Here is a 23,972-nt window from a genome sequence, read left to right on the forward strand (position 1 = left end):
GCCTCTTTGAGTGTTGATCTGTGAGTGACCTGAGTCATATCCGTAATTTCTCCATCATCGCCCACATCGATCATGGCAAATCCACCCTGGCTGACCGCTTTATCCAGATGTGTGGCGGTCTCGCTGCACGTGAGATGGAAGCTCAGGTGCTGGACTCCATGGATCTGGAGCGTGAGCGTGGTATTACCATCAAGGCGCACAGCGTCACCCTGCACTACAAGGCGCAGGACGGTAAGACCTACCAACTGAATTTCATCGACACCCCCGGCCACGTTGACTTCACCTACGAGGTCAGCCGTTCCCTGGCTGCCTGTGAAGGCGCGCTGCTGGTGGTGGATGCGGGGCAGGGCGTCGAGGCGCAGTCTGTTGCCAACTGCTATACCGCCATCGAGCAGGGCCTTGAGGTCATGCCGGTACTGAACAAGATGGATCTGCCGCAGGCTGACCCAGATCGCGTAAAAGACGAGATCGAGAAGATCATCGGCATCGACGCCACCGACGCTGTGGCGTGCAGCGCCAAGAGCGGTATGGGTGTGGATGAGGTGCTCGAGCGCCTGGTGCATACCATTCCCGCGCCGGTCGGTGAGATCGACGCGCCGTTGCAGGCCCTGATCATTGACTCCTGGTTCGACAACTACCTGGGCGTGGTGTCGCTGGTGCGTGTGCGCCAGGGCCGTGTGAAGAAGGGCGACAAGATTCTGGTCAAGTCCACCGGTAAGGTGCACCTGGTCGACAGCGTCGGCGTCTTCACCCCGAAACACACCGCCACCGTCGATCTCAAGGCTGGTGAAGTGGGCTTTATCATCGCCAGCATCAAGGACATTCATGGCGCGCCGGTCGGCGACACCCTGACCCTGTCCACGACGCCTGAAGTCGAAGTGCTGCCAGGCTTCAAGAAGATTCAGCCGCAGGTCTACGCTGGCCTGTTCCCGGTTAGTTCCGACGATTTCGAGGACTTCCGCGAGGCACTGCAGAAGTTGACCCTCAACGATTCGTCGCTGCAGTACGCGCCGGAAAGCTCGGACGCGCTGGGTTTCGGCTTCCGCTGCGGCTTCCTCGGCATGTTGCACATGGAGATCATTCAGGAGCGCCTGGAGCGCGAGTACGACCTGGATCTGATCACCACCGCGCCGAGCGTGATCTACGAGCTGGAGCTCAAGACGGGTGAGGTCATCACCGTTGATAACCCGTCCAAACTGCCGGACGTGTCGTCTGTAACCGACTTCCGCGAGCCCATCGTCACCGCAACCATCCTGGTGCCGCAGGAGCACCTGGGTAACGTCATCACTCTGTGCATCGAGAAGCGTGGCGTGCAGCGCGACATGCAGTTTCTCGGCAGCCAGGTGCAGGTGCGTTACGACATGCCGATGAACGAAGTGGTGCTGGACTTCTTCGATCGCCTGAAGTCGACCAGTCGCGGTTACGCGTCGCTGGACTATCACTTCGATCGCTACCAGTCGGCTAATCTGGTCAAGCTGGACGTGCTGATCAACGGCGACAAGGTCGATGCCCTGGCATTGATCGTGCACCGTGACAACGCCGCCTATAAAGGGCGTGCATTGACCGAGAAGATGAAAGAACTGATTCCTCGGCAGATGTTCGATGTGGCGATCCAGGCAGCCATTGGCGGCCAGATCATCGCGCGAACCACTGTCAAGGCGCTCAGAAAGAACGTACTGGCCAAATGTTACGGTGGCGACGTGAGCCGTAAGAAAAAACTGCTCGAGAAGCAGAAGGCCGGTAAGAAACGCATGAAGCAGGTCGGCAACGTGGAAATTCCACAGGAAGCCTTCCTCGCGGTACTCAGGTTGGATAGCTAAGACTCTATGTCGATCAATTTCCCGCTTCTGTTGGTTATCGCCGTTGCTGTTTGCGGTTTTCTCGCGCTGATCGATCTGATCCTGCTGGCGCCTCGGCGTCGGTCGGCGATCGCGGCCTATCAGGGGCGTGTCGACGAGCCCGATGAGCGGGTGCTGGAGCGCCTGAACAAGGAGCCCCTGCTGGTCGAGTACGGCAAATCCTTCTTCCCGGTGCTGGCCATCGTGCTGGTGCTGCGCTCGTTTCTGGTCGAGCCGTTCCAGATTCCGTCCGGCTCGATGAAGCCGACCCTGGAAGTAGGCGATTTCATCCTGGTCAACAAGTTCGCCTACGGCATTCGCCTGCCGGTGATCGATACCAAGGTGATCGAGGTCGATAACCCGCAGCGCGGCGATGTCATGGTGTTCCGCTATCCCAGCGATCCGAGCATCAACTACATCAAGCGCGTAGTCGGCCTTCCGGGTGATCGTATCGAGTACACCCAGGGCAAGCGCCTGCTGATCAACGGTGAACCCATTGCCGAAAAACTCCTGGGTGAAGAACCGGGTAGCCTGGGCAGCGTCACGCTCTATCAGGAGCATTTGGGCCAGATCGAGCACGTCATCCGCAAGGAAATGAGCCGCATGCGCCGTGAGCCGGGCGGTCAGTGGGTAGTGCCTGAAGGGCATTACTTCATGATGGGTGACAACCGTGACAACTCCAACGACAGCCGTTTCTGGCGTGATCGCAATATCCCGCAGGAACTATGGGGCATGGTGCCGGACGACCATATCGTCGGTAAGGCTTTCGCCATCTGGATGAGCTGGCCGGAGCCGAAAACCAGCCATCTGCCCAATTTCTCCCGTGTCGGTCTGATTCATTGAGCACTGGCGCGCTGTTGTGTACAGCGCGTCAGGCTATAACTAGTCTTGCCGCATCGGCATTTCAACAAGACCGAATCTTCTGGGGATACACATGAAATTCGCGCGTTCGCAGCAGGGGCTTTCCATTCTGGGTTGGCTGGTGACCCTAGCCGTCGTGGCGTTCTTCGCCAGCACGGCCTTCAAGGTGATACCGCATTATTTCGACTACATGTCGATGGAAAAAATCATCACCTCGGTGGAAACCGACAAGGCGCTGGAAATCCGCACCGTCGGTGATTTTTACAACCATCTGAGCAAGGGGATGGAGGTCAACAGCATCCGTGACCTGAACCTGCGTGATGCCGTGAAAGTGAGCGTTGAGAACAACGAGTTCCTGGTTCACCTCAAATATGAAAAGCGTGAGCCGCTGATCGAGAATCTCGATCTGGTGGTCAATTTCGATAAAGAATTTCGTGTACGAATGCCGTGAGTTCTGACCTTTCCCGTCTCGAGCGCAAGCTCGGCTACCACTTCAAGGACCAGGATCTGATGATCCTGGCCCTGACCCACCGCAGTTTCGCAGGGCGTAATAATGAGCGCCTGGAGTTCCTCGGTGATGCCATCCTCAACTTCGTCGCCGGCGAGGCACTGTTCGAGCGCTTCCCACAGGCCCGCGAGGGGCAGCTGTCACGCCTGCGCGCGCGGTTGGTCAAAGGCGAAACCCTGGCCGTGTTGGCCCGTGGCTTCGAGCTTGGCGACTACCTGCGTCTGGGGTCCGGCGAGCTGAAAAGCGGCGGTTTTCGTCGCGAGTCGATCCTCGCCGATGCGCTCGAAGCGCTGATTGGCGCGATCTACCTGGATGCCGGTATGGATGCGGCGCGTGAGCGTGTGCTGGCCTGGCTGACCGGTGAGCTCGACGGCCTGACACTGGTTGACACCAACAAGGATCCGAAGACGCGGCTGCAGGAATTTTTGCAGTCGCGTGCCTGTGAGCTGCCTCGTTACGAGGTGGTGGATATCCAGGGTGAGCCGCACTGCCGTACCTTCGTGGTCGAGTGCCAGGTGGCCCTGCTCAATGAAAAGACCCTGGGCCAGGGTGGCAGTCGGCGTATTGCCGAACAGGTCGCTGCGGCTGCGGCGCTGATCGCCCTCGGGGTGGAGAATGGCAATGACTGATGCACCTATGACCCGCTGCGGCTACGTCGCTATTGTCGGCCGACCCAATGTGGGCAAGTCGACGCTGCTCAACCATATTCTCGGGCAGAAGCTGGCGATCACTTCGCGCAAACCGCAGACCACCCGCCACAACATGCTTGGGATCAAGACCGAGGGTGATGTTCAGGCCGTCTACGTCGATACGCCTGGTCTGCACAAGCACAACGACAAGGCGCTCAACCGCTATATGAACCGCAGCGCTTCCACTGCGCTGAAGGATGTCGATGTGGTGGTGTTCGTCGTCGACCGCATGCGCTGGACCGACGAGGATCAACTGGTGCTGGAGAAGGTGCAGCATGTCACATGCCCGATCCTGCTGGCGGTGAACAAGGCCGATCGCCTGGAAGACAAGAGCGAGCTGCTGCCGCACCTGAACTGGCTGGCCGAGCAACTGCCGCAGGCCGAAATCGTGCCGATCTCCGCACTGCAGGGGCAGAACCTTGACACGCTGGAAAAATTGGTCGGCGAGCGCCTGCCGGAGTCCGAACACTTCTACCCGGAAGACCAGATTACCGACCGTTCCAGTCGCTTCTTGGCGGCTGAGCTGATCCGCGAGAAGATCATGCGCCAGCTCGGCGCCGAGCTGCCGTACCAGATCACCGTGGAGATCGAGGAGTTCAAGCAGGAGGGCCGCATCCTGCATATCCACGGCCTTATCCTGGTCGAACGTGACGGGCAGAAGAAAATCATCATTGGCGACAAGGGTGAGCGCATCAAGCGCATCGGCCAGGACGCACGCAAGGACATGGAAACCATGTTCGACTCCAAGGTGATGCTCAACCTCTGGGTCAAGGTCAAAGGCGGCTGGTCCGACGACGAGCGTGCACTGCGTTCGCTGGGTTACCTGGATTGATCGAAGCGCCATGCGCATCCTCGTTGTTGCTCATGGCGCATGTTGGCGGTTACCCACATGATTTCTGCCGCCTACGTTCTGCATAGCCGCCCCTACAAGGAAAGCAGCGCCCTGGTGGATTTCTTCACTGCCCAGGGCCGCATTCGTGCCGTGCTGCGCGCCGCACGCGGTAAGGTCGGCAGCATCGCTCGGCCATTCGCGCCCCTAGAGTTGGAGCTGCGCGGGCGTGGCGAGCTGAAGACGGTTGGCCGTCTGGAAAGCGCTGGTATTCCTCTGCTGCTGACGGGCGAGGCGCTGTTTTCCGGCCTTTATCTCAATGAGCTGCTGGTTCGTCTGCTGCCGGCCGAAGACCCACACCCTGTGATGCTCGAACATTACGCCCTGACCCTGCAGGCGCTGGCCGCCGGTCGGCCGCTGGAACCCCTGCTGCGTGCCTTCGAATGGCGCCTGCTGGATGAGCTGGGCTATGGTTTTGCTCTGGATCGCGACCAGCACGACCAGCCCATTGATCCCGCAGGCCTGTATCGCTGGCAACAGGACGTCGGCTTGGTGCCGGTGGTACAACTGCAGCCCGGCGTGTTTCAGGGCCGCGAACTGTTGGCCATGGCCGAAGCCGACTGGCAGACGCCTGGTGCGCTGGCCGCCGCCAAGCGCCTGATGCGCCAGGCACTGGCCCCCCATCTCGGTGGCAGACCGTTGGTCAGCCGCGAACTTTTCATGACGCTCAAGGAGCCCAAGCGTGACTGAGGCCAATCGTATTCTGCTCGGTGTCAACATCGACCACGTCGCCACCCTGCGCCAGGCGCGTGGCACGCGCTACCCGGATCCGGTCAAGGCCGCACTGGACGCCGAAGAGGCGGGCGCCGATGGCATCACCGTGCACCTGCGTGAAGACCGCCGACACATCCAGGATCGCGACGTGCGCGTGCTGGCCGATGTGCTGCAGACGCGGATGAACTTCGAGATGGGTGTCACCGAGTTCATGCTTGGCTTCGCCGAACAGATCCGTCCGGCCCACGTTTGCCTGGTGCCGGAAACCCGCCAGGAGCTGACCACCGAAGGTGGCCTGGACGTGGCGGGGCAGGAGTCGCGTATCGCTGCGGCAGTGGAACGCCTGTCGCTGGCTGGTTGTGAAGTCTCGCTGTTCATCGACGCCGAGGAGCGGCAGATTGAGGCAGCCATGCGCGTCGGCGCGCCGGCCATCGAACTGCACACCGGGCGTTACGCCGATGCCCACACGGCAGAAGAGGCTGCCCAGGAGCTGGCGCGCATTCGCGATGGCGTCATCTGCGGCCTCAACCATGGCCTGATCGTCAACGCCGGCCATGGCTTGCACTACCACAACGTCGAGGCGGTGGCGGCGATCATGGGCATCAACGAGCTGAACATCGGTCATGCGCTCGTCTCCCATGCCCTGTTCGTCGGCTTCAAGCAGGCCGTCGCCGAAATGAAGGCGCTGATCGTCGCGGCGGCCGAACGCGGTTAGCAGAACGAAGACTGCAATCGTAGGGAGGGTTTCACCTGCCCTACGTGAGCTATTGCCTTTAGGGTTTGCGCGCGACCAGCACGGCGCGGGTCGGCGCCGGTAGGCCTTCGATGGTGCGGCTGTGGTCGGCCGGGTCTAGGAACTCGGGCAGCGACTGGAAGCGCATCCACTCGGTGGCGCGCTGTTCCTCCACCGAGGTGGTGCTGACGTCGACGCAGCGCACGTCCTCGAAGCCTGCGCGGCGCAGCCAGCGTTCCAGCGCCGACACCGAGGGCAGGAACCAGACGTTGCGCATTTGTGCGTAGCGATCTTCCGGCACCAGCACTTGTTCGGCATCGCCTTCGACCACCAGGGTTTCCAGTACCAATTCGCCGCCCTTGACCAAGGCGTCCTTGAGGTCGAGCAGGTGATCGATGGGTGAGCGTCGGTGGTAGAGCACGCCCATGGAGAACACCGTGTCGAAGCCTTGCAGCTTGGCTGGCAGCTCTTCGAAGGCCAGCGGCAGGTGCCACACGGGGTAATCAGGCAGATAACGCTTCATCGCCAGGAATTGGCAGAGGAACAGCCAGTTGGGGTCGATGCCGACCACACTATCGGCACCGTCGCCGAGCATGCGCCACATGTAGTAGCCGTTGCCGCAACCAACATCGAGGATGCGCTTACCGGCCAGATCCAGGTGCGGGGCGACACGCTGCCACTTCCAGTCCGAGCGCCATTCGGTGTCGATGTGCACGCCGAACAACTCGAACGGCCCCTTGCGCCAGGGGATCAGCCCTTGCAGCGCCGTTTTCAATTGCGCCCGCGTGGCGTCGTCACAGGCACCGCCGAAGGCGAAGCGCTGCGCCAGCTCTACCTCGCTCACCGGCAGATCCGGTAGCGCCTGCACCGCGCCGTACCAGCGCGCCAGGTCACCATGACCGATGGCCAGCTTGGCATCGAGCTGGCCAGGCAGCTCGCACGCCCAGTCTTGCAAAGGCGTACCAGCAAGCTGTGCCTGCAGCGCGTCGAGATCCAGGTCGCGCATCATGGCAGGGCCACCAGCGAGGCGAAGTTCAGGCACTGGAACCACGGCAGCACCTTACTGAAGCCAGCGGCCAGCAGGCGCTCGCGATGCTGTTCGAGGCTGTCGGGCAGCATCACCTTCTCGATGGCGCTACGCTTCTGGGCTATTTCCAGTTCGCTGTAGCCGTTGGCGCGTTTGAAGGCGACGTGCAGTTCGGTGAGCAGCTCGTGTTCGGCGGCGTCTTCGAAGCGCAGCTTCTCCGAGAGGATCAGCGCACCGCCCGGCAGCAGGGCCTGGCGAATCTTGCTGAGCAGTTCCAGGCGGCGCTCTGGTGGGATGAACTGCAGGGTGAAGTTCAACGTCACCAGCGAAGTTGGTTGTAATTCGAGCGCAAGGATATCGGCCTCGATCACCTCCACCGGCAGCAGCTCTTGAAACATGGCGTCCTGGGCATGTAGGTACTCGCTGCAGCGTGCGACCATGGCCGGGGAGTTGTCCACGGCGATTACTCGGCAGCCATCGCTGCGTACATGGCGGCGTAGCGCCTGAGTCACAGCGCCGAGTGAGGCGCCTAGGTCATATAGCTGGGTATGCGGCTGAGCGAACTGGCCAGCGAGCACGCCGATGTTCTCGACGATGGTGGGGTAGCCGGGCACTGAGCGCTTGATCATGTCGGGGAACACCCGTACCACGTCCTCGTTGAAGACGAAATCGGGCACTTCAGCCAGAGGCTGGGCGAACAGACGGTCGGATTCTTGGCTCACGGCAACGGCAACAGGTAGCGGAAAAGGTCGGCATTCTAGCCAAGTAAGGGCCAACAGTCAGGCGCTGTTACTGCGGCTGAAGGCTGAGGCGGTGATGCCCCATTGACCGAGCCAGTAAGTGACGATGATGGCGTAGGGCGCAGCGTCGAAACTGACAAGGAAGCGGTCGATGCCAATAAGACTGTCGGATAGTACGAATAGAGCGGCGCCACCTGCCGCCAGCCAGGTGCTGCGTGGTTGCAACCTGGGATGGCCGAGCTGAGCCAGGGCGCGCCAGAACATCAGGCTGATCGCGGTGACGTAGCAGGCCACTGGCATCAACAGTTGCCCCAGACCGGCATTGGCCAGCACGGCGAACATGCCGCCACCTATGAGTAGAGCGGGCAGTAGCGCGAGCAGAGCAGGGTGCCGAGTGTTGTGGAGGTAGGCGCGCAGATAGGCCAAGTGAGCGAACAGAAAGGCGCTCAGACCCTGCACGAATAGATCACCTGGCCAGGCCAGCAACAGGTCACCCGCCAGCGAAAACAGCAGGCCCAGGCTGATCCAGCGGCGATATACGCCAGGCTTTGTCTGGCGCAGCCAGAAGAGCAGGGCGATGACCGGGATGCCCTTGGCGAGCAGGCCGAGTTGCGTATCGCCAGTGATCAGACTGTAGAGGTAGGCGCCAGCGCCTGCCAAACCCAGGAGCAACCAGCCCATGATGAGCGTCCTTTCACGCTTGAATGGGCTGCGACTATGCCGGGTAGGTTCTCCGTTTGCCAACGCACGGCGCGCCAGATTCACAGACCAATGGCGCCGCAGCGCGCCGGGCGCACCCGGCGCGCTGCGGATCAGCCAGCGACCAGGACGCGGATCGCTTCCAGGCGCAGGGCAGCCTTGTCGAACATCGCCTGACCTTGTTCGCGCTGCTCGCGCAGAGCGGCAATCTCGCTGTCGCGCACGCTGGGGTTGACCGCTTGCAGGGCGACCAGGCGAGCCAGTTCTTCATCCAGCTCAGCGAGCAGGCGGCGTTTGGCATCGGCAACGCGCTCGACGTGGCGCGGCATGATCTTCGCCTCGGCGGCGGCGATCTGCTTGGCCAGTACGTCACGCTGGGCCTGGATGAACTTGTTGGCACTGGCGCGCGGCACGCTTTCGAGCTGGTCGTTGAGCGTCTCGAAGCCGACTTTCGGCGCCAGGTCGTTGCCGTTGGCATCGAGCAGGCAGCGCAGCGCCGCCGGCGGCAGGAAGCGACCCAGTTGCAGCTTGCGCGGGGCAACGGCTTCGCTGACGTAGAGCAGTTCCAGCAGCACGGTGCCCGGCTTGAGCGCCTTGTTCTTGATCAGCGCCACGGCGGTGTTGCCCATCGAACCAGACAGCACCAGATCCATGCCGCCCTGCACCATGGGGTGTTCCCAGGTGAGGAATTGCATGTCCTCGCGGGCCAGTGCCTGGTTGCGGTCGTAGGTGATGGTGACGGCCTCGTCGTTGCCCAGCGGGAAGCTGGCGTCCAGCATCTTCTCGCTGGGGCGAAGGATCAGGGCGTTTTCCGAGTGATCTTCACTGTCGATGCCGAAGGCGTTGAACAGTTCTTCCATGTAGATCGGCAGGGTGAACTGATCGTCCTGTTCGAGAATGGCTTCGACCAGCGCTTCGCCTTCACCAGCACCACCGGAGTTCAGCTCCAGCAGGCGGTCACGGCCATTGTGTAGTTCGCCCTCCAGGCGCACGCGCTCCCCGCGGGCTTCGTCGATCAGGGCTTGCCATTGGTCATCATCGGCGCCTTCGAGCAGCGGCAGCAGGCGCGGGCCGAACTGGTGCTGCAGGGCGTTGCCGGTCGGGCAGGTGGCGAGGAAGGCGTTCAGCGCTTCGTGGTACCACTGGAACAGGCGCGCCTGCGGGCTGGTTTCCAGATAGGGCACGTGCAGTTGGATCTTGTGCTTCTGGCCGATCCGGTCGAGGCGGCCGATACGCTGTTCGAGCAGATCCGGGTGCGATGGCAGGTCGAACAGTACCAGATGGTGAGCGAACTGGAAGTTGCGGCCTTCGGAGCCGATTTCCGAGCAGATCAGCACCTGCGCGCCAAATTCCTCGTCGGCGAAATAGGCCGCTGCGCGGTCGCGCTCAAGGATGCTCATACCTTCATGGAAGACGGTGGCCGGGATGCCGGAGCGCACGCGCAGGGCGTCTTCCAGATCCAGCGCGGTTTCGGCGTGGGCGCAGATCACCAGCACCTTGAACTTCTTGAGCATCTTCAGGGTGTCGATCAGCCATTCGACGCGCGGGTCGAAGCGCCACCAGCGCTGCTCCTCGTCGACATCGTCCTGCGCCTGGTAGCTGACTTCCGGGTACAGCTCGGCATGTTCGCCGATGGGCAGTTCCAGGTATTCGGCCGGGCAGGGCAGCGGGTAGGGATGCAGTTCGCGCTCGGGGAAGCCCTGCACGGCGGCACGGGTGTTGCGGAACAGCAGGCGGCCTGTACCGTGGCGGTCGAGCAGTTCGCGTACCAGGCGGGAGCGGGCTTCGTCATCGCCACTGTCGACGGCGTCGAGCAGTTCGCGGCCTTCATCACCGAGGAAGCCGCCGATGGCATCACGCGCCTGGGCGCTCAGCTTGCCCTGATCCAGCAACTCCTGCACCGCTTCGGCCACCGGGCGATACTGGCTGCTTTCCGCGCGGAAGGCCTGCAGATCGTGAAAGCGCGCCGGGTCGAGCAGGCGCAGGCGGGCGAAGTGGCTGTCCTGGCCGAGCTGTTCGGGGGTGGCGGTGAGCAGCAGCACGCCGGCGATGACTTCGGCCAGTTGCTCGACCAGCGAATATTCGGCGCTGGCCTTCTCCGGGTGCCAGACCAGATGGTGGGCTTCGTCCACTACCAGCAGATCCCAACCAGCGGCGAACAGGGCGTCTTGCGCCTTCTCGTCGTCCACCAGCCACTCCAGGGCGACCAGGGCCAGTTGGCAATCTTCGAAGGGGTTGCTGGCGTCGCTTTCCATGAAGCGTTCGGCGTCGAACAGCGCCACTTCCAGGTTGAAGCGTCGGCGCATCTCCACCAGCCACTGGTGCTGCAGGTTTTCCGGCACCAGAATCAGCACGCGGCTGGCACGGCCGGAGAGCAGTTGGCGGTGAATGACCAGGCCGGCTTCGATGGTCTTGCCCAGGCCCACTTCGTCGGCCAGCAGCACGCGCGGGGCGATGCGGTCGGCAACGCTGCGGGCAATGTGCAACTGGTGGGCGATGGGCTGGGCGCGCACGCCGCCCAGGCCCCAGAGCGAGGACTGCAGCAGGCGGCTGTTGTGTTCCAGGCTGTGATAGCGCAGGGCGAACCAGTTCAGTGGGTCGATCTGGCCGGCGAACAGGCGGTCGCTGGCTAGGCGGAACTGGATGAAGTTCGACAGTTGGGTTTCCGGCATGCTGACCGGTTGATGCTGAGCATTGAGGCCGTGGTAGACCAGCAGGCCGTCGATGTCTTCGACTTCCTGCACGCTGAGCTTCCAGCCTTCGAAATGGGTGATCTCGTCGCCCGGCACGAAGCGCACGCGAGTCAGCGGCGCGTTGCGGGTGGCGTATTGGCGCGTCTCGCCGGTGGCCGGGTAGAGCACGGTGAGTAGGCGGCCATCCTCGGTAATGATGGTTCCAAGGCCTAATTCCGCCTCGCTGTCACTGATCCAGCGTTGCCCCGGTTGATACTGCGCCATGCCTGTCTCCCGCGTAAAAAAGCCGACTATGGTAACGGATGCCGCGCTATGGCCAAAGCGCTCACGGCACTATCGATGCAGCCGTCAGTCGAAAGTCTAGCGAGCTCGCTCTAAAGTCGTCGTTCATGGCGCCGACAGTCTGACCAAAGGAGGTGCTGTTTATGCTGCCACCGATCCCCCACAGTCTGGTGCCGGTCACTGCCACGCAGGACGTAGTCAAGCCCAGGCCCGAGGTTCCTCCTGTGACTCCAGCTCAAGGCAGTGCCGAGGAAAGTGCGCTGGGCCTGGACAGGCGCCACCCGCAGGAGGCCGAGGAACTGCTGCGTGAAGAGCAGCGCCGCCGCCAGCGGCGCGGTTATACCCCTGAGCAGTTGGCCGAAGCCGAGCCAGAGGAGATGGCGCAGGCGCTGGGCGATGTGCCCCGGCAGGGACTGTGGGTGGATGTGGAAGTCTGACAGACTCACCAAGCCTTCTTGTTGCAAGGGATATTTCGGTGTTGTTTGACGACTCTTTGCCGCCACTGGCCGATGCTGAGCTCGACTACCAGCCTGCTTGGGTCGATGCTGCGCTGGCGGATATCTGGCTTGAAGCGCTGATCGAGCAGACGCCCTGGCAGCAGCCGCAGTTATTTATCCATGGCCGGCATCACTCGGTTCCTCGTCTGACTGCCTGGTATGGCGAGCCCGAAGCGCGCTATCGCTATTCCGGGGTGATCCACGAGCCATTGCCGTGGACGCCCTTGCTCGATGAGATTCGTCAGCGCGTCGAGCAGTGCGTCGGTCAAGCGCTCAATGCCGTGCTGCTCAACTATTACCGCGACGGCCAGGATTCGATGGGCTGGCACAGCGATGCCGAGCCCGAGCTGGGGCGCAACCCGCTGATCGCCTCGCTGAACCTGGGCGGTAGTCGGCGTTTTGATCTGCGCCGGGTGGGCGCTACGCGTATCGAACATTCGCTGACACTCGACCACGCTTCGCTACTGGTCATGCGTGGGCCGACCCAGCATCATTGGCAGCACCAAGTGGCGAAGACGCGCCGAGTCTGTGCGCCGCGCCTGAACCTGACCTTTCGCCTGATCCGGTTTCCGCTATGAGCAACGACGACAAGCTGATCGATTTCGCCGCCGAGCGCGACAAGCGCATCCATGACCTCAACGACAAGCGCCTTAATGACATGCGCCAGGCCTTCGAGCAGGTGCTGCCGCTGAGCAAAGGCAAGAAGAAGTCCAAAGGCAAACCTAAAAAGCGCTGAAGCAGTCCTTGACCCTTCCAGAGCGATTGCCTACCCCTGATTTTTTGATCTGAATCAGTTTTCGGTTTGGCCAGGTTGGCCTGCCTATCGAGCATTGATCCAGATCAATTCCCGCCTCGCTGCCGCTGATAACGTGAAGCCACCCCAGACAGACAGGCATAACAGGAGGCAGCCATGTTCGTCGATACAGTGGTTCTCGCCGGAGTCGGCACCGTTCTTCTGATGTTCGCGTTCTTCGGGGGTGTTGGTTATTTCATCTGGAAGGATTCGCACAAGCGCAAGCAGGGCTGAATCTTGCCAGTTCACTGGGCACGCAAGGCAATTCGGGCAACTTCGGTTGCCCTTTTTTTCGTTGGTCATTTGCTCCGCGCCGTGTATGCATGAGATGGCTTAACGGCGGGCGGGGCATTACGGGGTGGACGAAAACTAGATAGCAGGCTAATAATTAGCTCAATTGGCTGTCCGCTCGGGCCGCCGTCTATGCTTTCAGTCGTTCTCCTCAGATTCCGACCCCATGCGTGATTCTCTGTCGGCCTTGGTTGCGCCCAGTGCGCAGGCCATTCAATTTGCTATGAAGACCCTGTTGGCCGGTGCTCTGGCTTTGTGGTGCGCTTTGCGTTTCGGTCTGGAGCAACCGCAGTGGGCGTTGATGAGCGTGTTCATCGTCTCCCAGCCGCTGTCGGGCATGGTGGTGCAGAAAGGTTTGGCGCGTCTGCTCGGCACGTTGGTCGGCGCCAGTATGTCGGTGCTGATGATGGCGTTGTTCGCCCAGGCGCCCTGGTTGTTTCTGATTGCCGTGGCGCTGTGGATGGGCCTGTGCACGGCGGCTTCGACCCTGTTGCGCAGCGCCTGGGGTTATGCCTTCGTCTTGGCCGGTTATACGGTCGCGATCGTGGGGCTGCCGGCGATCAGCGAGCCTTTGACTATCTTCGATCAGGCGGTTGCACGTGGCACTGAGATCGCGTTGGGGATCATCTGTGCCACGGTAGTCAGTGCCGTGCTTTGGCCGCAGCGCGTGGAGTGGCAACTGGGGCAGCAGGCGCGTAGCGCCTGGCAATCCGGGGTGAATGCTGCTGCGCAGACCCTCGTTGGTGAGCCCATGGCGCGTCAGGGCTTGCTGGAAGTATTGGGACGCATGGTGGCGGTTGATGCGCAACGAGAGCATGCCTGGTTCGAGGGGCCGCGTGGGCGTTTGCGAGCGGCGGCTTTGCGCCTGCTCAGCCGTGATCTGCTCACCTTGTTGCGCCTGGCGCGAGGTGTTGGGCGGCAATGGCGTCAACTCAGCGAGGCCGAGAGCCATGCGCTGGCGCCTTGGATGCAGCGGGTGCGCGATTGCCTGTCAGAGCCGCAAGGCCCGCGTTGTGCGCGTCTGGCGCAAGAAATGCGCGAGGTCGCTGAGGATGAGCGCTTGAGTGCTGCGCAGCGCCGTTGCCTGGATCGCCTTGCACTGCTTTTGCTGCGTCTGGAAACCGCCGGTAACTCGCTGCAGGCGGTGGAGCAGGGTGAGGCGCGCGGCAGTCTACCTCCGGCGTTGTCCTGGCACCGTGACTGGCAGACTGCGCTGCTTTATGGCTCGCGTAGTGCGTTAGCCTTTCTGGCGCTGGCTGCGTTTTGGATGGGAACCGGCTGGACGGCTGCCAGCGGCGCGATGTTGTTGGCCAGTGTGGTCTGCAGCCTATTTGCCAGCCGAGAGAATGCAGCGCAAATCGGCTTGTTGTTTCTGCGCGGGGTGTTCTATGCCGTGCCGGTGGCCTTTTTCGTCGGACAGATATTGCTGCCGCAGCTCAATGGTTTTGCCATGCTCTGCCTGGCGCTCGGCGTGCCCTTGTTCTTTGGGGCGCTGGGGATGGCCAAGCCGGCAATGATGGCGACTTCGACGTCGTTCTGTTTGCACTTCATCGTGCTGTGCGCGCCACAGAACGACATGAACTACGACCTGGCGTTCTTCTTCAACGAGGCGCTGGCCATGCTCATCGGCGTCGGCTGCGCTGTGCTGGCCTTCAACCTGATCGGTTTGCGTAGCCCGAACTGGCATGGCCGTCGTTTGCTGCGGGCAACCTTGCAGGATCTGGCGCGTCTGACGCAGCACCGTTTGATCGGTGCCGAAAGCTGGTTCGGTGGGCGTATGGCTGATCGTTTGCTGCAACTGGCGCGGCATTACCCGTTGCTGCCGAGCCAGACCCGTAATCGCTGGGATGACGGTGTGGCCAGTCTGGACTTGGGTGATGAGCTGCTGCATCTGCGAGCCTGCCTGGCTGCTGGTGACGGCTCGCTGGGGCAAGCTGAGGCGGACTTTCTCGCGCGCTTGCGTCAGCAGTTGCTGCTGGGGCCTGCGGCCGAACGTGAGTCGGCCTTGGACGAGGCTGCCGAACAACTGTTGCAGGCTTTACGCTCGGCACCGTCGAGCATCGACAGGCGCCTGGCAGAAGCGGCGTTGCTGCAGTTGCAAGAAGGCTGGCGACGCTGGTGTGGATTACAGGAGGGCTCTGATGGGCTTGCATGAATGGTCGCTGGGTGGCGTGCTGCTCAGCCCGTTATTGCTGTATGCGCTGCTGGCACTGCTGTTGACTGGCGTGTTGCGCATGGGCCTGCAGCGTGTCGGCATGGCGCGATGGATTTGGCATGAAGCGCTGTTTGATTGCGCGCTGTATGTCTGCGTATTGGCGGCCGTGGTGGCCGTGCTTGGACAATGAACGAGGAGAAAGGCATGCGTTCGATCCTGCGTGTCAGCGTTACCTTGAGCCTGGTAGCTGTGGCGATCGCCGCTGGCGCCTGGCTGTGGCAGCACTATTTGTATTCACCCTGGACGCGTGATGCGCGCGTGCGCGCTGATGTGGTCACCATCGCCCCAGATCTGTCCGGTTGGGTGCGCGAACTGAAGGTGCGCGACAACCAGCATGTCGCCGCTGGTGAACTGCTGATGAGCCTGGACCGTGATCGTTACCAGGCCGCGTTGGAGCAGGCGCAGGCGGTGGCCGAGACCCGGCGCCAACAATTGCTGCTGCGTGAGCATGAGTCCGTACGCCGTGATCGCCTGGGGGCGCAGGCGATCAGCGCCGAGTTGCTCGACAACGCCCGGCTCAACGCCGAGATCGCACGGGGTGAATATCGTCAGGCGCAGGCGGCGGTGAAACTGGCTGAGCTGGATGTACAGCGCAGTGAAGTCCATGCTCCGCGAGCCGGGCAGGTGACCAACTTGCGTCTGGCCGAGGGCAACTACGTGCGTGCGGGGTATCCGGTGCTGGCGCTGGTGGACGAGGCTTCGTTCTACGTGCAGGCCTATTTCGAGGAAACCAAGCTGCCGCGTATCAAGATTGGTGCGCCGGTGCAGGTCTGGCTGATGGGCCGAGATCAGCCGCTGGACGGCGAGGTGGAAAGCATCAGCCGTGGTATCACCGATCGCAATGCCAGCCCGGACGGCCAGTTGTTGGCCGATGTCGAGCCGACATTTAACTGGGTGCGTTTGGCGCAGCGCATACCGGTGCGTATCCGTCTGACCGAGCTACCGCAAGACGTACAGCTCAGTGCAGGCATGACCGCCAGCGTGCGAGTGCTGAACGACTGAGCAGCATGCAGGCTGCGCGAAGCGCGTGACGTGAGCGCGCACATGGTCGACACTATGGCCCCGTTGTTTCGTCCACCGTTTCAGGCCGGTTATGGGCCGGCCCTTGTCGAGAGGTCATGTCATGTCGTTCAAAGTTTTCGTCGACGGCCAGGAAGGCACCACCGGCCTGCGTCTGCAGGATTATCTGGCTGGGCGCACCGATATCGAGTTGCTGCGTATCGACGAGGCCAAACGCAAGGACAGTGCCGAGCGCGCACGTTTGCTCAATGCCGCTGACGTGGCCTTCCTCTGCCTGCCTGATGCTGCCTCGCGTGAAGCCGTGAGCCTGGTGAGCAACCCGAACACCTGCATCATCGACGCCAGTACGGCTTTCCGTACCGACACGGGCTGGACCTACGGTTTGCCTGAACTGGCCGCAGGTCAGCGCGAGGCAATCCGCGCCAGCAAGCGCATTGCCAATCCGGGCTGCCACGCCACGGCGTTCATCCTGCTGGTTCGTCCGTTGGTGGATGCCGGCCTGCTACCCAAGGATTACCCGATCAGCGCCTTCTCCCTGACCGGCTACAGCGGTGGCGGCAAGTCGATGATCGCCCAGTACGAAGCGGGTGGCGATGCTCGCCTGAGCAGTCCGCGCCCTTACGCCATGGCGCAAGCGCACAAGCACCTGCCGGAAATGCGCGTGCAGACTGGAATTGCCCAGGCGCCGGTGTTCAGCCCCATCGTCGGCAACTTCCTCAAAGGTCTGAGCGTGACCGTACCGCTGCACCTGGATCGACTGGCTGCCGGTACCACGCCGCAGCAAGTGCATGAAGCCCTGCAGCGCCACTACGCTGGCGAGCGTTTCATCCGTGTGATGCCGCTGGAGGGCGAACAGAATCTGGATGAAGGCTTCTTCGACGTACAGGGCTGCAACGACACCAATCGGGCCGATCTCTTCGTGTTCGGCAATGCCGAGCGCGTGACGCTGGTGGCGCGCCTGGATAACCTCGGCAAGGGCGCAGCAGGTGCCGCCGTGCAGTGCATGAACGTGCATATCGGGGCGGCAGAAGACAGCGGGCTGAGCAGCGGGCTTTAAAGCACCCTGTTCTCCAGAGGTGGCGCTCTGGAGACTGCCCGCCTAGATCCATATAGAGAAACGCCGCGAACCCAATCGGATTCGCGGCGTTTTCTATTCTCCAGAAGCTGCTTGCTGGCTACCTAGCCCACGTCACTGATCATCGAAATACCGCTCGTGCCAGGCCACCAGCGGGTGCGGGCTGCCCAGTTTTTGGCCGTAGATCACCGAGTAGGACAGCACGTTCTGCACGTACTGGCGCGTTTCGTCGAAGGGAATGTTCTCCACCCACACGTCATAACTCAGGTGGTTGGCGCCACGCAGCCATTGGCGCACGCGGCCCGGACCTGCGTTGTAGGCGGCGGAGGCGAGGACGCGGTTGCCATTGAACTGGCCATATATCTGGCTCAGGTAGGCTGCGCCCAGTTGGATGTTGATATCCGGGTTGAGCGCCTGCCGCGGCGAAGCCATGGGGATGCTGAACTTGCGCGCGGTTTCCTTGGCGGTTCCCGGCATCAATTGCATCAGACCCATGGCGCCAGCGTGGGAGCGGGCGTCGGCCATAAAGGCACTTTCCTGACGGGTGATGGCAAATACCCAGCTCGAATGTATGTCGCGGCGCTGCGCTTCGCGAACCAGTTCGTCGCGGTGAGCCATGGGGAAGCGTACGTCGAGGTCATCCCAGTATTGCGCCTGGCTGATGGTGCGAATGGCCGGGAAGTACCAGCCCATGTCGTAAGCCAGGCGTGCCTGGGCCACCAGTTCGTCACGGTTGAACAAGCGGCTGACGTGATACCACTCGCGGCGTCCGTCGACAATCTGGCCGCGCGCATGAAACTCCATGGCACGCTTGATTCCAGCGGTGTTGCGTACCTTTTGTACGGTCTTGGGATCGAGCGTCAGCGGCTGGTTATTCAGCTTGTAGGGGGCTTTGACCTGGTCGGCAGCCATGAAGCCGTAGAAGTCGCGCTCTTTGGCCAGCGCCTGGAATAGGGTCGCCGGCTGCTGGCTGTTTGGCTGTGCCAGTTGCAGGCTGCGCGCTGCCCAGTAGCGCCAACGGTTGCTGCTGGCCAGCTCTGCGGGCATACGTTGGGTCAGTTGATAGGCTTCGTCCCAGCGACCGCTACGCAGCAGCAGGCGAGCGCGCCATTCGCTGACGGTGTTGTCACGCAGTTGCGGGTCGTACTTGGCCATGACATCAAGGCCGCGGGGATCGAAGCGGCGCGCCAGAGTCAGGCCGATCTGCCGGGCAATGGCGACTTGTTCGTCCTGGGAGAACTTCATCCGCTGAGCGTAGCTGTCGAGCAAGCTCAGGGCGTCCTCGGGGCTCTGCCGTGCCAGGCGACGTAGACCCAGACCCACCACATCGGCCATGGCGGCGTCAGCGGGGGTAAAGCGAGCGCTCTGCTTGAGAATCTGTGGTTTCTGCGCCACTTCCACCATGAGCGCGCCACGGGCTCCCAGAGTCGGCATGCTCTTGATCAGAAAATTGGCCAGGCCGTAGTTACCTGCCTCGACCGCGAGCTTGGTGCGCTGCCAGCGGCGTTGTTCGGTCAACTGGCCGTTGGCCTCCCAGCGCTCGAACAATGGGTCGCAGGCGTTGGGCTGCGATTTGCCGACCAGCCAGAGCTTCTCGGCGGTGGCGTTGCCCTCGGCGTTCAGGCCATGGCTGAGCTGATACTGGCCATACAAGCAATTGAGTTCGGTGAAGTTGAGCTTGGCGTCGTAGTGGGCGAGGAACGGCTTCCAGTCGCCACGTTCGGCCAGCAGGCGCAGCCAGCGCAGTTTCATCCAGCTAGCCTGCGGCAGGTCGCCATGTTCGGCGAGGAATTTTTCCACCTCGGCATTGCTGGCCGATTTCAGGCGGTTGGTCAGGTCGTCGTAGGCCAGATAAGGCGTCAGCGGGTAATCGCGTAGCGCGCTGGCATAGTTGCGGTAGGGGCCGCTGTCGCCCTTGGCCAGGGCACGTTTGGCTTCATCGTAGAACTGGCGTTGCTGCGCCAGATTGGCGGCATCGGCTTGGGCGATGGCGACGGAGCTTAGGATCAGGCAGGACAGAACGGAGAAAAGGCGACCACGCATGACGATTCCAGGGCAAACAGGTAAGTGGGCAGCCGCTTCCATCTGGCCGCATGGCCCTAGCTTAGCCTTTCGCGCCCTGTCGGCGAAAGCGTGAAGCAGCGTGGCGACATAGCTGGAAAAAGACTGCTGAGCGCTCGACTGTTCTCGCCGAAACGGGAACTTGGCAGGCACAACTCGGGTAGAATGCGCCCCCTGTTTCCGGAGGTAGTCATGACCCTGCTCAAGTTCGCCGATGTATCCCTCGCCTATGGCGCCATGCCCCTGCTCGATGGGGTTTCCTGGCAGATCGCGCGAGGTGAGCGGGTGTGCATCATCGGCCGCAACGGCACGGGCAAATCGAGCATGCTGCGCCTGGTCAAGGGCGACCAGATGGCCGATGACGGTGAGATCTGGCGCGCGCCGGGGCTGAAGATCGGTGAACTGCCGCAGGAACTGCCGCGCGCCGACGAGCGGACGGTGTTCGATGTAGTGGCCGAAGGCTTGGCCGGTGTCGGCGAGTTGCTCGCCCGCTATCACCATCTGGCGCAGAACATTCAAGGCGATGACGACCTCGAACAACTGATGCACGTGCAGCAGGAGCTGGAGGCGAAGGACGGCTGGCGCTTGCAGCAACTGGTCGACAGCACCCTGAGCCGCCTGCAGTTGCCGGCCGACAAGACCCTGGCCGAGCTTTCGGGTGGTTGGCGTCGGCGCGTGCTGCTGGCCCAGGCGCTGGTTTCCGAGCCGGACCTGCTACTGCTCGATGAGCCGACCAACCACCTGGATATCGGCGCCATCGCCTGGCTGGAAGAGGCCTTGAAGGACTTCGGCGGTGCGGTGCTGTTCATCACCCACGACCGTTCCTTCCTGCAAAATCTGGCCACGCGCATCCTTGAATTGGATCGTGGCGGCTTGATCGACTGGAACGGCGACTACGCCAGCTTCCTGGTGCACAAGGAGCAGCAGCTCGCCGCCGAGGAAACCGCCAATGCACTGTTCGACAAGCGCTTGGCGCAGGAGGAAGTTTGGATTCGTCAGGGCATCAAGGCCCGGCGTACCCGCAACGAAGGCCGTGTTCGAGCGCTCAAGGCGATGCGCGCCGAGCGTTCCGAGCGCCGTGAGCGTCAGGGCAAGGCCAGCATCCAGCTAGATGCGGCGGACAAATCCGGCAAGCAGGTGATAGTGGCAGAAAACGTCAGTTTTGCGCACGCAGGGGGAGTTGATCTGGTGCGCGATTTCTCCATGGTGCTGCAGCGCGGCGACCGCATCGGCCTGCTGGGCGCCAATGGCACTGGCAAGACCACACTGCTCAAGCTGCTATTCGGCGAGTTGCAACCGACTGCTGGCACGATAATGGCAGGTACCAAGTTGGAGGTGGCGTACTTCGATCAGTTGCGCCTCCAACTGGAACCTGAAAAGACCGTGATAGATAACCTCGCCGAAGGTCGCGACTTTATCGTCATCGATGGCCAGAGCCGTCACGTCCTCAGCTACCTGGGGGACTTCCTGTTCAGCCCGCAGCGTGCTCGCACCCCGGTCAAGGCATTGTCCGGTGGCGAGCGTGCGCGTTTGTTGCTGGCTAAGCTGTTCAGTAAACCGGCGAACTTGCTGGTGCTGGATGAGCCGACCAACGATCTGGACGTGGAAACGCTAGAGCTGCTCGAAGAGGTGCTGCTGAGCTTCCCCGGTACAGTGCTGATGGTCAGTCACGACCGTGCCTTCCTCGATAACGTGGTCACCAGCACGCTGGTGTTCGAAGGTGAGGGGCGTGTGCGCGAATACGTCGGTGGTTATCAGGACTGGTTGCGTCAAGGTGGATCGCCGCGCCTGTTGGGTGTTGGCGAGAGCAAATCGGGCAAGGCTGAACTGGCCAGTGCGGTGGTCGAGGCGCCGCAACCAGCGGCAAGCGCGCCTGCTGCGACACAGGCCACAGCGGAACCCGCGAAGAAGAAACTGAGCTACAAACTGCAGCGTGAGCTGGAGGCGATTCCTGGGCAGATTGATGCCCTGGAACAGGAGATGGCAACGCTGCAGGCGCAGATTGCCGACCCGAGCTTCTATCAGCAGGCGTCGCAGATCACTACGCAAGCATTGGCGCGTCTCGATGACCTGCAGACGGAGTTGGACAGGTTGATCGAACGCTGGGCAGAACTGGAAGCCTGATAGGGGCACATAACCGCATGGCCATCGAATACCGCATTACCCTCGACGACAATCATCAGTTCAGCTACAGGATTGAGCTGAGCCGTGAGTACGATCCTGAACAGGCCCGGCAGACGCCTGCCTGGACGCGCCTTGGCCATCAGCAGTGCAGTAATTGTCCGCTGAGCCGCGAGCAGTTCAGCCATTGTCCGGCGGCGGTGGATTTGCACCGCGTCATCGAGGATTTTCGTGGCCTGCCGGCGTTCAAGAAGGCCAGCGTCTGGGTGCGTACGCCCGAGCGTGAGTACAATAAGCATCTGGGGCTGGAGGAGGGCTTGCGCGCCTTGCTCGGCGTGATCATGGCCACCAGTGCCTGCCCGCTGCTGGGGCGTCTGCGGCCGATGGCGCAGCACCATCTGCCGTTTGCTAATAATCAGGAGTTCATCCTGCGCACGGTGTCGCTGTACCTGACGCGGCAGTACTTCAATATGCGCGAGGGGCGTCTGGCGGATTGGGAACTCAAGGGGCTGGTGCGTATGTTCCAGCAGCTCAAGCTGGTCAATCAGGCGTTCTGGCAGCGTATCCACGACACCTGCGAAGGTGATTCCAACCTCAAGGCCTTCCTCACCTTCTTCTCGATGTCATCAAGCATGACGGTGTCGCTCGAGACCCAGTTGCAGAAGATACGCCCGCTGGTGATGAGTGCGGGCGATAGTTTCGACTGACGACGTTGGCGCTGCTTGACGTTTTACTCGGACTTTTTCAGGCGCACGGCCAGCACGTCGCAGGGCGCACCGTGCAGCACGTCATTGGCTGTTGATCCGAGTAGCAGCGCCAGGCCGTGGCGACCGTGGCTGCCGACGACGATCAGGTCGCAGCCCTGTTCTTCAGCCAGACGGTGAATTTCCTGGCGAGGTTGGCCGTAAGCCAAGTGGCGCTGTTCGGCTGACAGTTCCGGGTATTTGCCGCTGAATGCCTCCAGGCGCTCGCGTGCCTGCTCGAACTGCTGCTGTTGCAACATTGACAGATCCATCGGCACGTCGCCGCCAAAAGCCATCGCCATTGGCTCGACAATATGCACCAGAGACATCTTGGCATTGCTGGCCTGCGCTAGTTTGCGTGCGCGTGTCACGACGGGATCGCACTCTTCAGTGAGGTCGACGGCGACCAGAATGTGCTGGTAGGGCATGGTGAACACCTCCTAAGGGTAAGAAACCGCTGTGCACTCAGTATCGCTCTGGATGTGCGCTCGTGTCTTGAAGAAAAAAACGGTGTAGGCACCGGGCTAGGGTAAGGCCAGGCAGGCCTTAGTATGCGAGGCATCAGAGCTGGTTGGCGGCGTATTGGGCCGCTACGTTTTCCAGTTCCTCGATGATGCTGTTGGAATATTTGCTGACCAGAAAGGGCACGGTGTTCTGGTTGTAGTTCAGCAGAGACTTCTCGATATAGTGAAATTTATTGGCGATATTGCCAAGTTCTGCTCTGATCTTCGGCGTGTTTTGCTTGGCTTGGGTGAGTGTGTCCAGACGCGTTGCCAGCAGCCTCACTTGCTCATCGAGAGCGTGTTCCTCGCCGCCACCGAAGAAGCTGGCACCTACTGAGGCGCTGCGTGAGGCGTAATCCACCGCAATACCCTGCATCAATAGGCTTAGTTCGCGGCTCTGCTGGGTCAGTGTGGGGACAACATATCCGCTTTCCTGCTGAATCTTCAGATATAGAGTCTGTGCGGTCTCCATCAATTGCCGGTTGCTGTCGGCCATGCTGGCAACTGGCTGTAGGTCAGTAAATCCCTGCTTGCGCATCGTTTCCATCAGGCCTTGCAAGGTGTCTTGATAGTGCTGCCATTCGCTTGCCAGTCGCGCTCTTAGGGTCGCCGAGTCCTCACCTGGCATGGTGCTCGGCGTGTCCAATTTTGCCTGGGCCTGCTGTAGCGACGTGTTGATCATCCGCGCGTAGCGCTGATCAGCGTCCATGCTGCTGAACATGTAGAAGTCACCCAGACTCTGCTGTACGGCCAGGCGCATTTGGTGGACATGCAGCAGTTCGTCGGCTGGCGCTGCCAATAGGTAGGGGGCGAGGAGCAGGTTGAATGCGAGGCTGAGAAAGGCGCATTTAAATGATGCAAGTGTTTGGCGGCTCGGCATGGGGAACTCCGCTGGCCCATCGTGGGGCTCGATTTGTTTTTCTGTGCGGGGCTGGCGTTGAACCAGTCGAACTGGGAACTGTACCGGCAGGTTTTATTTA

Annotated in this window: 24 protein-coding genes; 17 read left to right on the forward strand and 7 right to left on the reverse strand. The window is 61.7% G+C overall.

The genetic code is table 11. The features are described 5' to 3' along the window. Positions 1-20 precede the first annotated feature (20 nt). From lepA to pdxJ, 7 genes are all read left to right on the forward strand, one after another. Positions 21-1,820: a translation elongation factor 4 gene (lepA, locus tag AERO9A_RS13770; protein ID WP_159972525.1), complete on the forward strand. Its 1,800-nt coding sequence runs from the start codon at positions 21-23 to the stop codon at positions 1,818-1,820. 6 nt (positions 1,821-1,826) lie between these two features. Next, positions 1,827-2,681 carry a signal peptidase I gene (gene lepB / locus AERO9A_RS13775; RefSeq protein ID WP_159972526.1) on the forward strand — a complete coding sequence of 285 codons (855 nt, stop codon included), beginning with the start codon at positions 1,827-1,829 and terminating at the stop codon, positions 2,679-2,681. A gap of 91 nt (positions 2,682-2,772) precedes the next feature. Next, entirely contained in the window at positions 2,773-3,150 is a 378-nt protein-coding gene (locus tag AERO9A_RS13780; protein WP_159972527.1) for a DUF4845 domain-containing protein, read from the forward strand. Continuing rightward, on the forward strand, positions 3,147-3,836 hold the full coding sequence (gene rnc, locus AERO9A_RS13785; protein WP_159972528.1) for a ribonuclease III: 690 nt from the start codon (positions 3,147-3,149) through the stop codon (positions 3,834-3,836). The genes AERO9A_RS13780 and rnc overlap by 4 nt, the downstream gene beginning before the upstream one ends. Continuing rightward, on the forward strand, positions 3,823-4,728 hold the full coding sequence (gene era, locus AERO9A_RS13790) for a GTPase Era (protein ID WP_178111141.1): 906 nt from the start codon (positions 3,823-3,825) through the stop codon (positions 4,726-4,728). The genes rnc and era overlap by 14 nt, the downstream gene beginning before the upstream one ends. 57 nt (positions 4,729-4,785) lie before the next feature. Next, a complete protein-coding gene (recO, locus tag AERO9A_RS13795) occupies positions 4,786-5,475 on the forward strand; it encodes a DNA repair protein RecO (RefSeq protein ID WP_159972530.1) in 690 nt (229 codons plus the stop codon). After that, a complete protein-coding gene (pdxJ, locus tag AERO9A_RS13800) occupies positions 5,468-6,214 on the forward strand; it encodes a pyridoxine 5'-phosphate synthase (RefSeq protein ID WP_159972531.1) in 747 nt (248 codons plus the stop codon). Before recO ends, pdxJ begins: the two co-directional genes overlap by 8 nt. A gap of 58 nt (positions 6,215-6,272) precedes the next feature. Here pdxJ and cmoB read toward each other — a convergent pair whose 3' ends face one another. The 4 genes from cmoB to rapA form a co-directional block, all read right to left on the reverse strand. Further along, positions 6,273-7,241: a tRNA 5-methoxyuridine(34)/uridine 5-oxyacetic acid(34) synthase CmoB gene (gene cmoB, locus AERO9A_RS13805; protein WP_159972532.1), complete on the reverse strand. Its 969-nt coding sequence runs from the start codon at positions 7,239-7,241 to the stop codon at positions 6,273-6,275. After that, entirely contained in the window at positions 7,238-7,981 is a 744-nt protein-coding gene (cmoA, locus tag AERO9A_RS13810) for a carboxy-S-adenosyl-L-methionine synthase CmoA (protein WP_159972533.1), read from the reverse strand. The genes cmoB and cmoA overlap by 4 nt, the downstream gene beginning before the upstream one ends. Before the next feature lie 57 nt (positions 7,982-8,038). After that, the gene (locus AERO9A_RS13815) at positions 8,039-8,680 is read right to left on the reverse strand and encodes a lysoplasmalogenase (RefSeq protein ID WP_159972534.1); all 642 of its coding nucleotides are present in this window, start codon (positions 8,678-8,680) and stop codon (positions 8,039-8,041) included. A 131-nt stretch (positions 8,681-8,811) separates the two neighbouring features. Further along, positions 8,812-11,655, reverse strand: a complete 2,844-nt coding sequence (gene rapA / locus AERO9A_RS13820; protein WP_159972535.1) for an RNA polymerase-associated protein RapA — start codon at positions 11,653-11,655, stop codon at positions 8,812-8,814. 161 nt (positions 11,656-11,816) lie between these two features. Between rapA and AERO9A_RS13825 the strand changes: the two genes are divergently transcribed. The 8 genes from AERO9A_RS13825 (at position 11,817) to argC (ending at position 17,546) form a co-directional block, all read left to right on the forward strand. Further along, positions 11,817-12,110 (forward strand): aspartate-semialdehyde dehydrogenase, encoded by a 294-nt coding sequence (locus AERO9A_RS13825; protein ID WP_159972536.1) that lies wholly within the window; start codon positions 11,817-11,819, stop codon positions 12,108-12,110. A 38-nt stretch (positions 12,111-12,148) separates the two neighbouring features. Beyond that, positions 12,149-12,748 (forward strand): alpha-ketoglutarate-dependent dioxygenase AlkB, encoded by a 600-nt coding sequence (locus AERO9A_RS13830; protein ID WP_159972537.1) that lies wholly within the window; start codon positions 12,149-12,151, stop codon positions 12,746-12,748. Further along, positions 12,745-12,906: a hypothetical protein gene (locus tag AERO9A_RS13835; protein WP_178111142.1), complete on the forward strand. Its 162-nt coding sequence runs from the start codon at positions 12,745-12,747 to the stop codon at positions 12,904-12,906. Before AERO9A_RS13830 ends, AERO9A_RS13835 begins: the two co-directional genes overlap by 4 nt. Before the next feature lie 174 nt (positions 12,907-13,080). Continuing rightward, positions 13,081-13,197 carry a cytochrome c oxidase subunit CcoM gene (gene ccoM / locus AERO9A_RS22640; RefSeq protein ID WP_306109804.1) on the forward strand — a complete coding sequence of 39 codons (117 nt, stop codon included), beginning with the start codon at positions 13,081-13,083 and terminating at the stop codon, positions 13,195-13,197. 223 nt (positions 13,198-13,420) lie between these two features. Next, a complete protein-coding gene (locus tag AERO9A_RS13840) occupies positions 13,421-15,409 on the forward strand; it encodes an FUSC family protein (protein ID WP_159972538.1) in 1,989 nt (662 codons plus the stop codon). Beyond that, positions 15,396-15,599: a DUF1656 domain-containing protein gene (locus AERO9A_RS13845; protein WP_159972539.1), complete on the forward strand. Its 204-nt coding sequence runs from the start codon at positions 15,396-15,398 to the stop codon at positions 15,597-15,599. The genes AERO9A_RS13840 and AERO9A_RS13845 overlap by 14 nt, the downstream gene beginning before the upstream one ends. Positions 15,600-15,613: 14 nt before the next feature. Continuing rightward, positions 15,614-16,471 carry an HlyD family secretion protein gene (locus AERO9A_RS13850; RefSeq protein WP_159972540.1) on the forward strand — a complete coding sequence of 286 codons (858 nt, stop codon included), beginning with the start codon at positions 15,614-15,616 and terminating at the stop codon, positions 16,469-16,471. A 121-nt stretch (positions 16,472-16,592) separates the two neighbouring features. Then, positions 16,593-17,546 (forward strand): N-acetyl-gamma-glutamyl-phosphate reductase, encoded by a 954-nt coding sequence (argC, locus tag AERO9A_RS13855; RefSeq protein ID WP_159972541.1) that lies wholly within the window; start codon positions 16,593-16,595, stop codon positions 17,544-17,546. A 132-nt stretch (positions 17,547-17,678) separates the two neighbouring features. Here argC and AERO9A_RS13860 read toward each other — a convergent pair whose 3' ends face one another. Further along, positions 17,679-19,607: a transglycosylase SLT domain-containing protein gene (locus AERO9A_RS13860; RefSeq protein WP_159972542.1), complete on the reverse strand. Its 1,929-nt coding sequence runs from the start codon at positions 19,605-19,607 to the stop codon at positions 17,679-17,681. 210 nt (positions 19,608-19,817) lie between these two features. Between AERO9A_RS13860 and AERO9A_RS13865 the strand changes: the two genes are divergently transcribed. Beyond that, positions 19,818-21,749: an ATP-binding cassette domain-containing protein gene (locus tag AERO9A_RS13865; RefSeq protein WP_159972543.1), complete on the forward strand. Its 1,932-nt coding sequence runs from the start codon at positions 19,818-19,820 to the stop codon at positions 21,747-21,749. 17 nt (positions 21,750-21,766) lie between these two features. Then, positions 21,767-22,453: a hypothetical protein gene (locus AERO9A_RS13870; RefSeq protein ID WP_159972544.1), complete on the forward strand. Its 687-nt coding sequence runs from the start codon at positions 21,767-21,769 to the stop codon at positions 22,451-22,453. Positions 22,454-22,476: 23 nt separating this feature from the next. On the opposite strand, the gene AERO9A_RS13875 is transcribed toward AERO9A_RS13870, so the two are convergent. Further along, a complete protein-coding gene (locus AERO9A_RS13875) occupies positions 22,477-22,917 on the reverse strand; it encodes a universal stress protein (protein WP_159972545.1) in 441 nt (146 codons plus the stop codon). Positions 22,918-23,050: 133 nt separating this feature from the next. After that, entirely contained in the window at positions 23,051-23,872 is an 822-nt protein-coding gene (locus AERO9A_RS13880; protein ID WP_159972546.1) for a hypothetical protein, read from the reverse strand. Positions 23,873-23,972 lie beyond the last annotated feature (100 nt).

Source organism: Pseudomonas sp. 8Z (assembly GCF_902506535.1).
In the GTDB taxonomy this organism is placed as follows: domain Bacteria; phylum Pseudomonadota; class Gammaproteobacteria; order Pseudomonadales; family Pseudomonadaceae; genus Aquipseudomonas.

Excerpts from the sequence above, each read along its gene's own strand:
- AERO9A_RS13860 (WP_159972542.1), bottom strand. The coding sequence starts at position 19,607 with ATGCGTGGTCGCCTTTTCTCCGTTCTGTCCTGCCTGATCCTAAGCTCC.
- AERO9A_RS13875 (WP_159972545.1), bottom strand. The coding sequence starts at position 22,917 with ATGCCCTACCAGCACATTCTGGTCGCCGTCGACCTCACTGAAGAGTGC.
- AERO9A_RS13845 (WP_159972539.1), top strand. The coding sequence starts at position 15,396 with ATGGGCTTGCATGAATGGTCGCTGGGTGGCGTGCTGCTCAGCCCGTTA.
- recO (WP_159972530.1), top strand. The coding sequence starts at position 4,786 with ATGATTTCTGCCGCCTACGTTCTGCATAGCCGCCCCTACAAGGAAAGC.
- AERO9A_RS13840 (WP_159972538.1), top strand. The coding sequence starts at position 13,421 with ATGCGTGATTCTCTGTCGGCCTTGGTTGCGCCCAGTGCGCAGGCCATT.
- AERO9A_RS13815 (WP_159972534.1), bottom strand. The coding sequence starts at position 8,680 with ATGGGCTGGTTGCTCCTGGGTTTGGCAGGCGCTGGCGCCTACCTCTAC.
- AERO9A_RS13825 (WP_159972536.1), top strand. The coding sequence starts at position 11,817 with ATGCTGCCACCGATCCCCCACAGTCTGGTGCCGGTCACTGCCACGCAG.
- AERO9A_RS13780 (WP_159972527.1), top strand. The coding sequence starts at position 2,773 with ATGAAATTCGCGCGTTCGCAGCAGGGGCTTTCCATTCTGGGTTGGCTG.
- ccoM (WP_306109804.1), top strand. The coding sequence starts at position 13,081 with ATGTTCGTCGATACAGTGGTTCTCGCCGGAGTCGGCACCGTTCTTCTG.
- AERO9A_RS13880 (WP_159972546.1), bottom strand. The coding sequence starts at position 23,872 with ATGCCGAGCCGCCAAACACTTGCATCATTTAAATGCGCCTTTCTCAGC.
- argC (WP_159972541.1), top strand. The coding sequence starts at position 16,593 with ATGTCGTTCAAAGTTTTCGTCGACGGCCAGGAAGGCACCACCGGCCTG.
- AERO9A_RS13835 (WP_178111142.1), top strand. The coding sequence starts at position 12,745 with ATGAGCAACGACGACAAGCTGATCGATTTCGCCGCCGAGCGCGACAAG.
- AERO9A_RS13850 (WP_159972540.1), top strand. The coding sequence starts at position 15,614 with ATGCGTTCGATCCTGCGTGTCAGCGTTACCTTGAGCCTGGTAGCTGTG.
- AERO9A_RS13865 (WP_159972543.1), top strand. The coding sequence starts at position 19,818 with ATGACCCTGCTCAAGTTCGCCGATGTATCCCTCGCCTATGGCGCCATG.
- AERO9A_RS13870 (WP_159972544.1), top strand. The coding sequence starts at position 21,767 with ATGGCCATCGAATACCGCATTACCCTCGACGACAATCATCAGTTCAGC.
- lepB (WP_159972526.1), top strand. The coding sequence starts at position 1,827 with ATGTCGATCAATTTCCCGCTTCTGTTGGTTATCGCCGTTGCTGTTTGC.
- era (WP_178111141.1), top strand. The coding sequence starts at position 3,823 with ATGGCAATGACTGATGCACCTATGACCCGCTGCGGCTACGTCGCTATT.
- cmoB (WP_159972532.1), bottom strand. The coding sequence starts at position 7,241 with ATGATGCGCGACCTGGATCTCGACGCGCTGCAGGCACAGCTTGCTGGT.
- rapA (WP_159972535.1), bottom strand. The coding sequence starts at position 11,655 with ATGGCGCAGTATCAACCGGGGCAACGCTGGATCAGTGACAGCGAGGCG.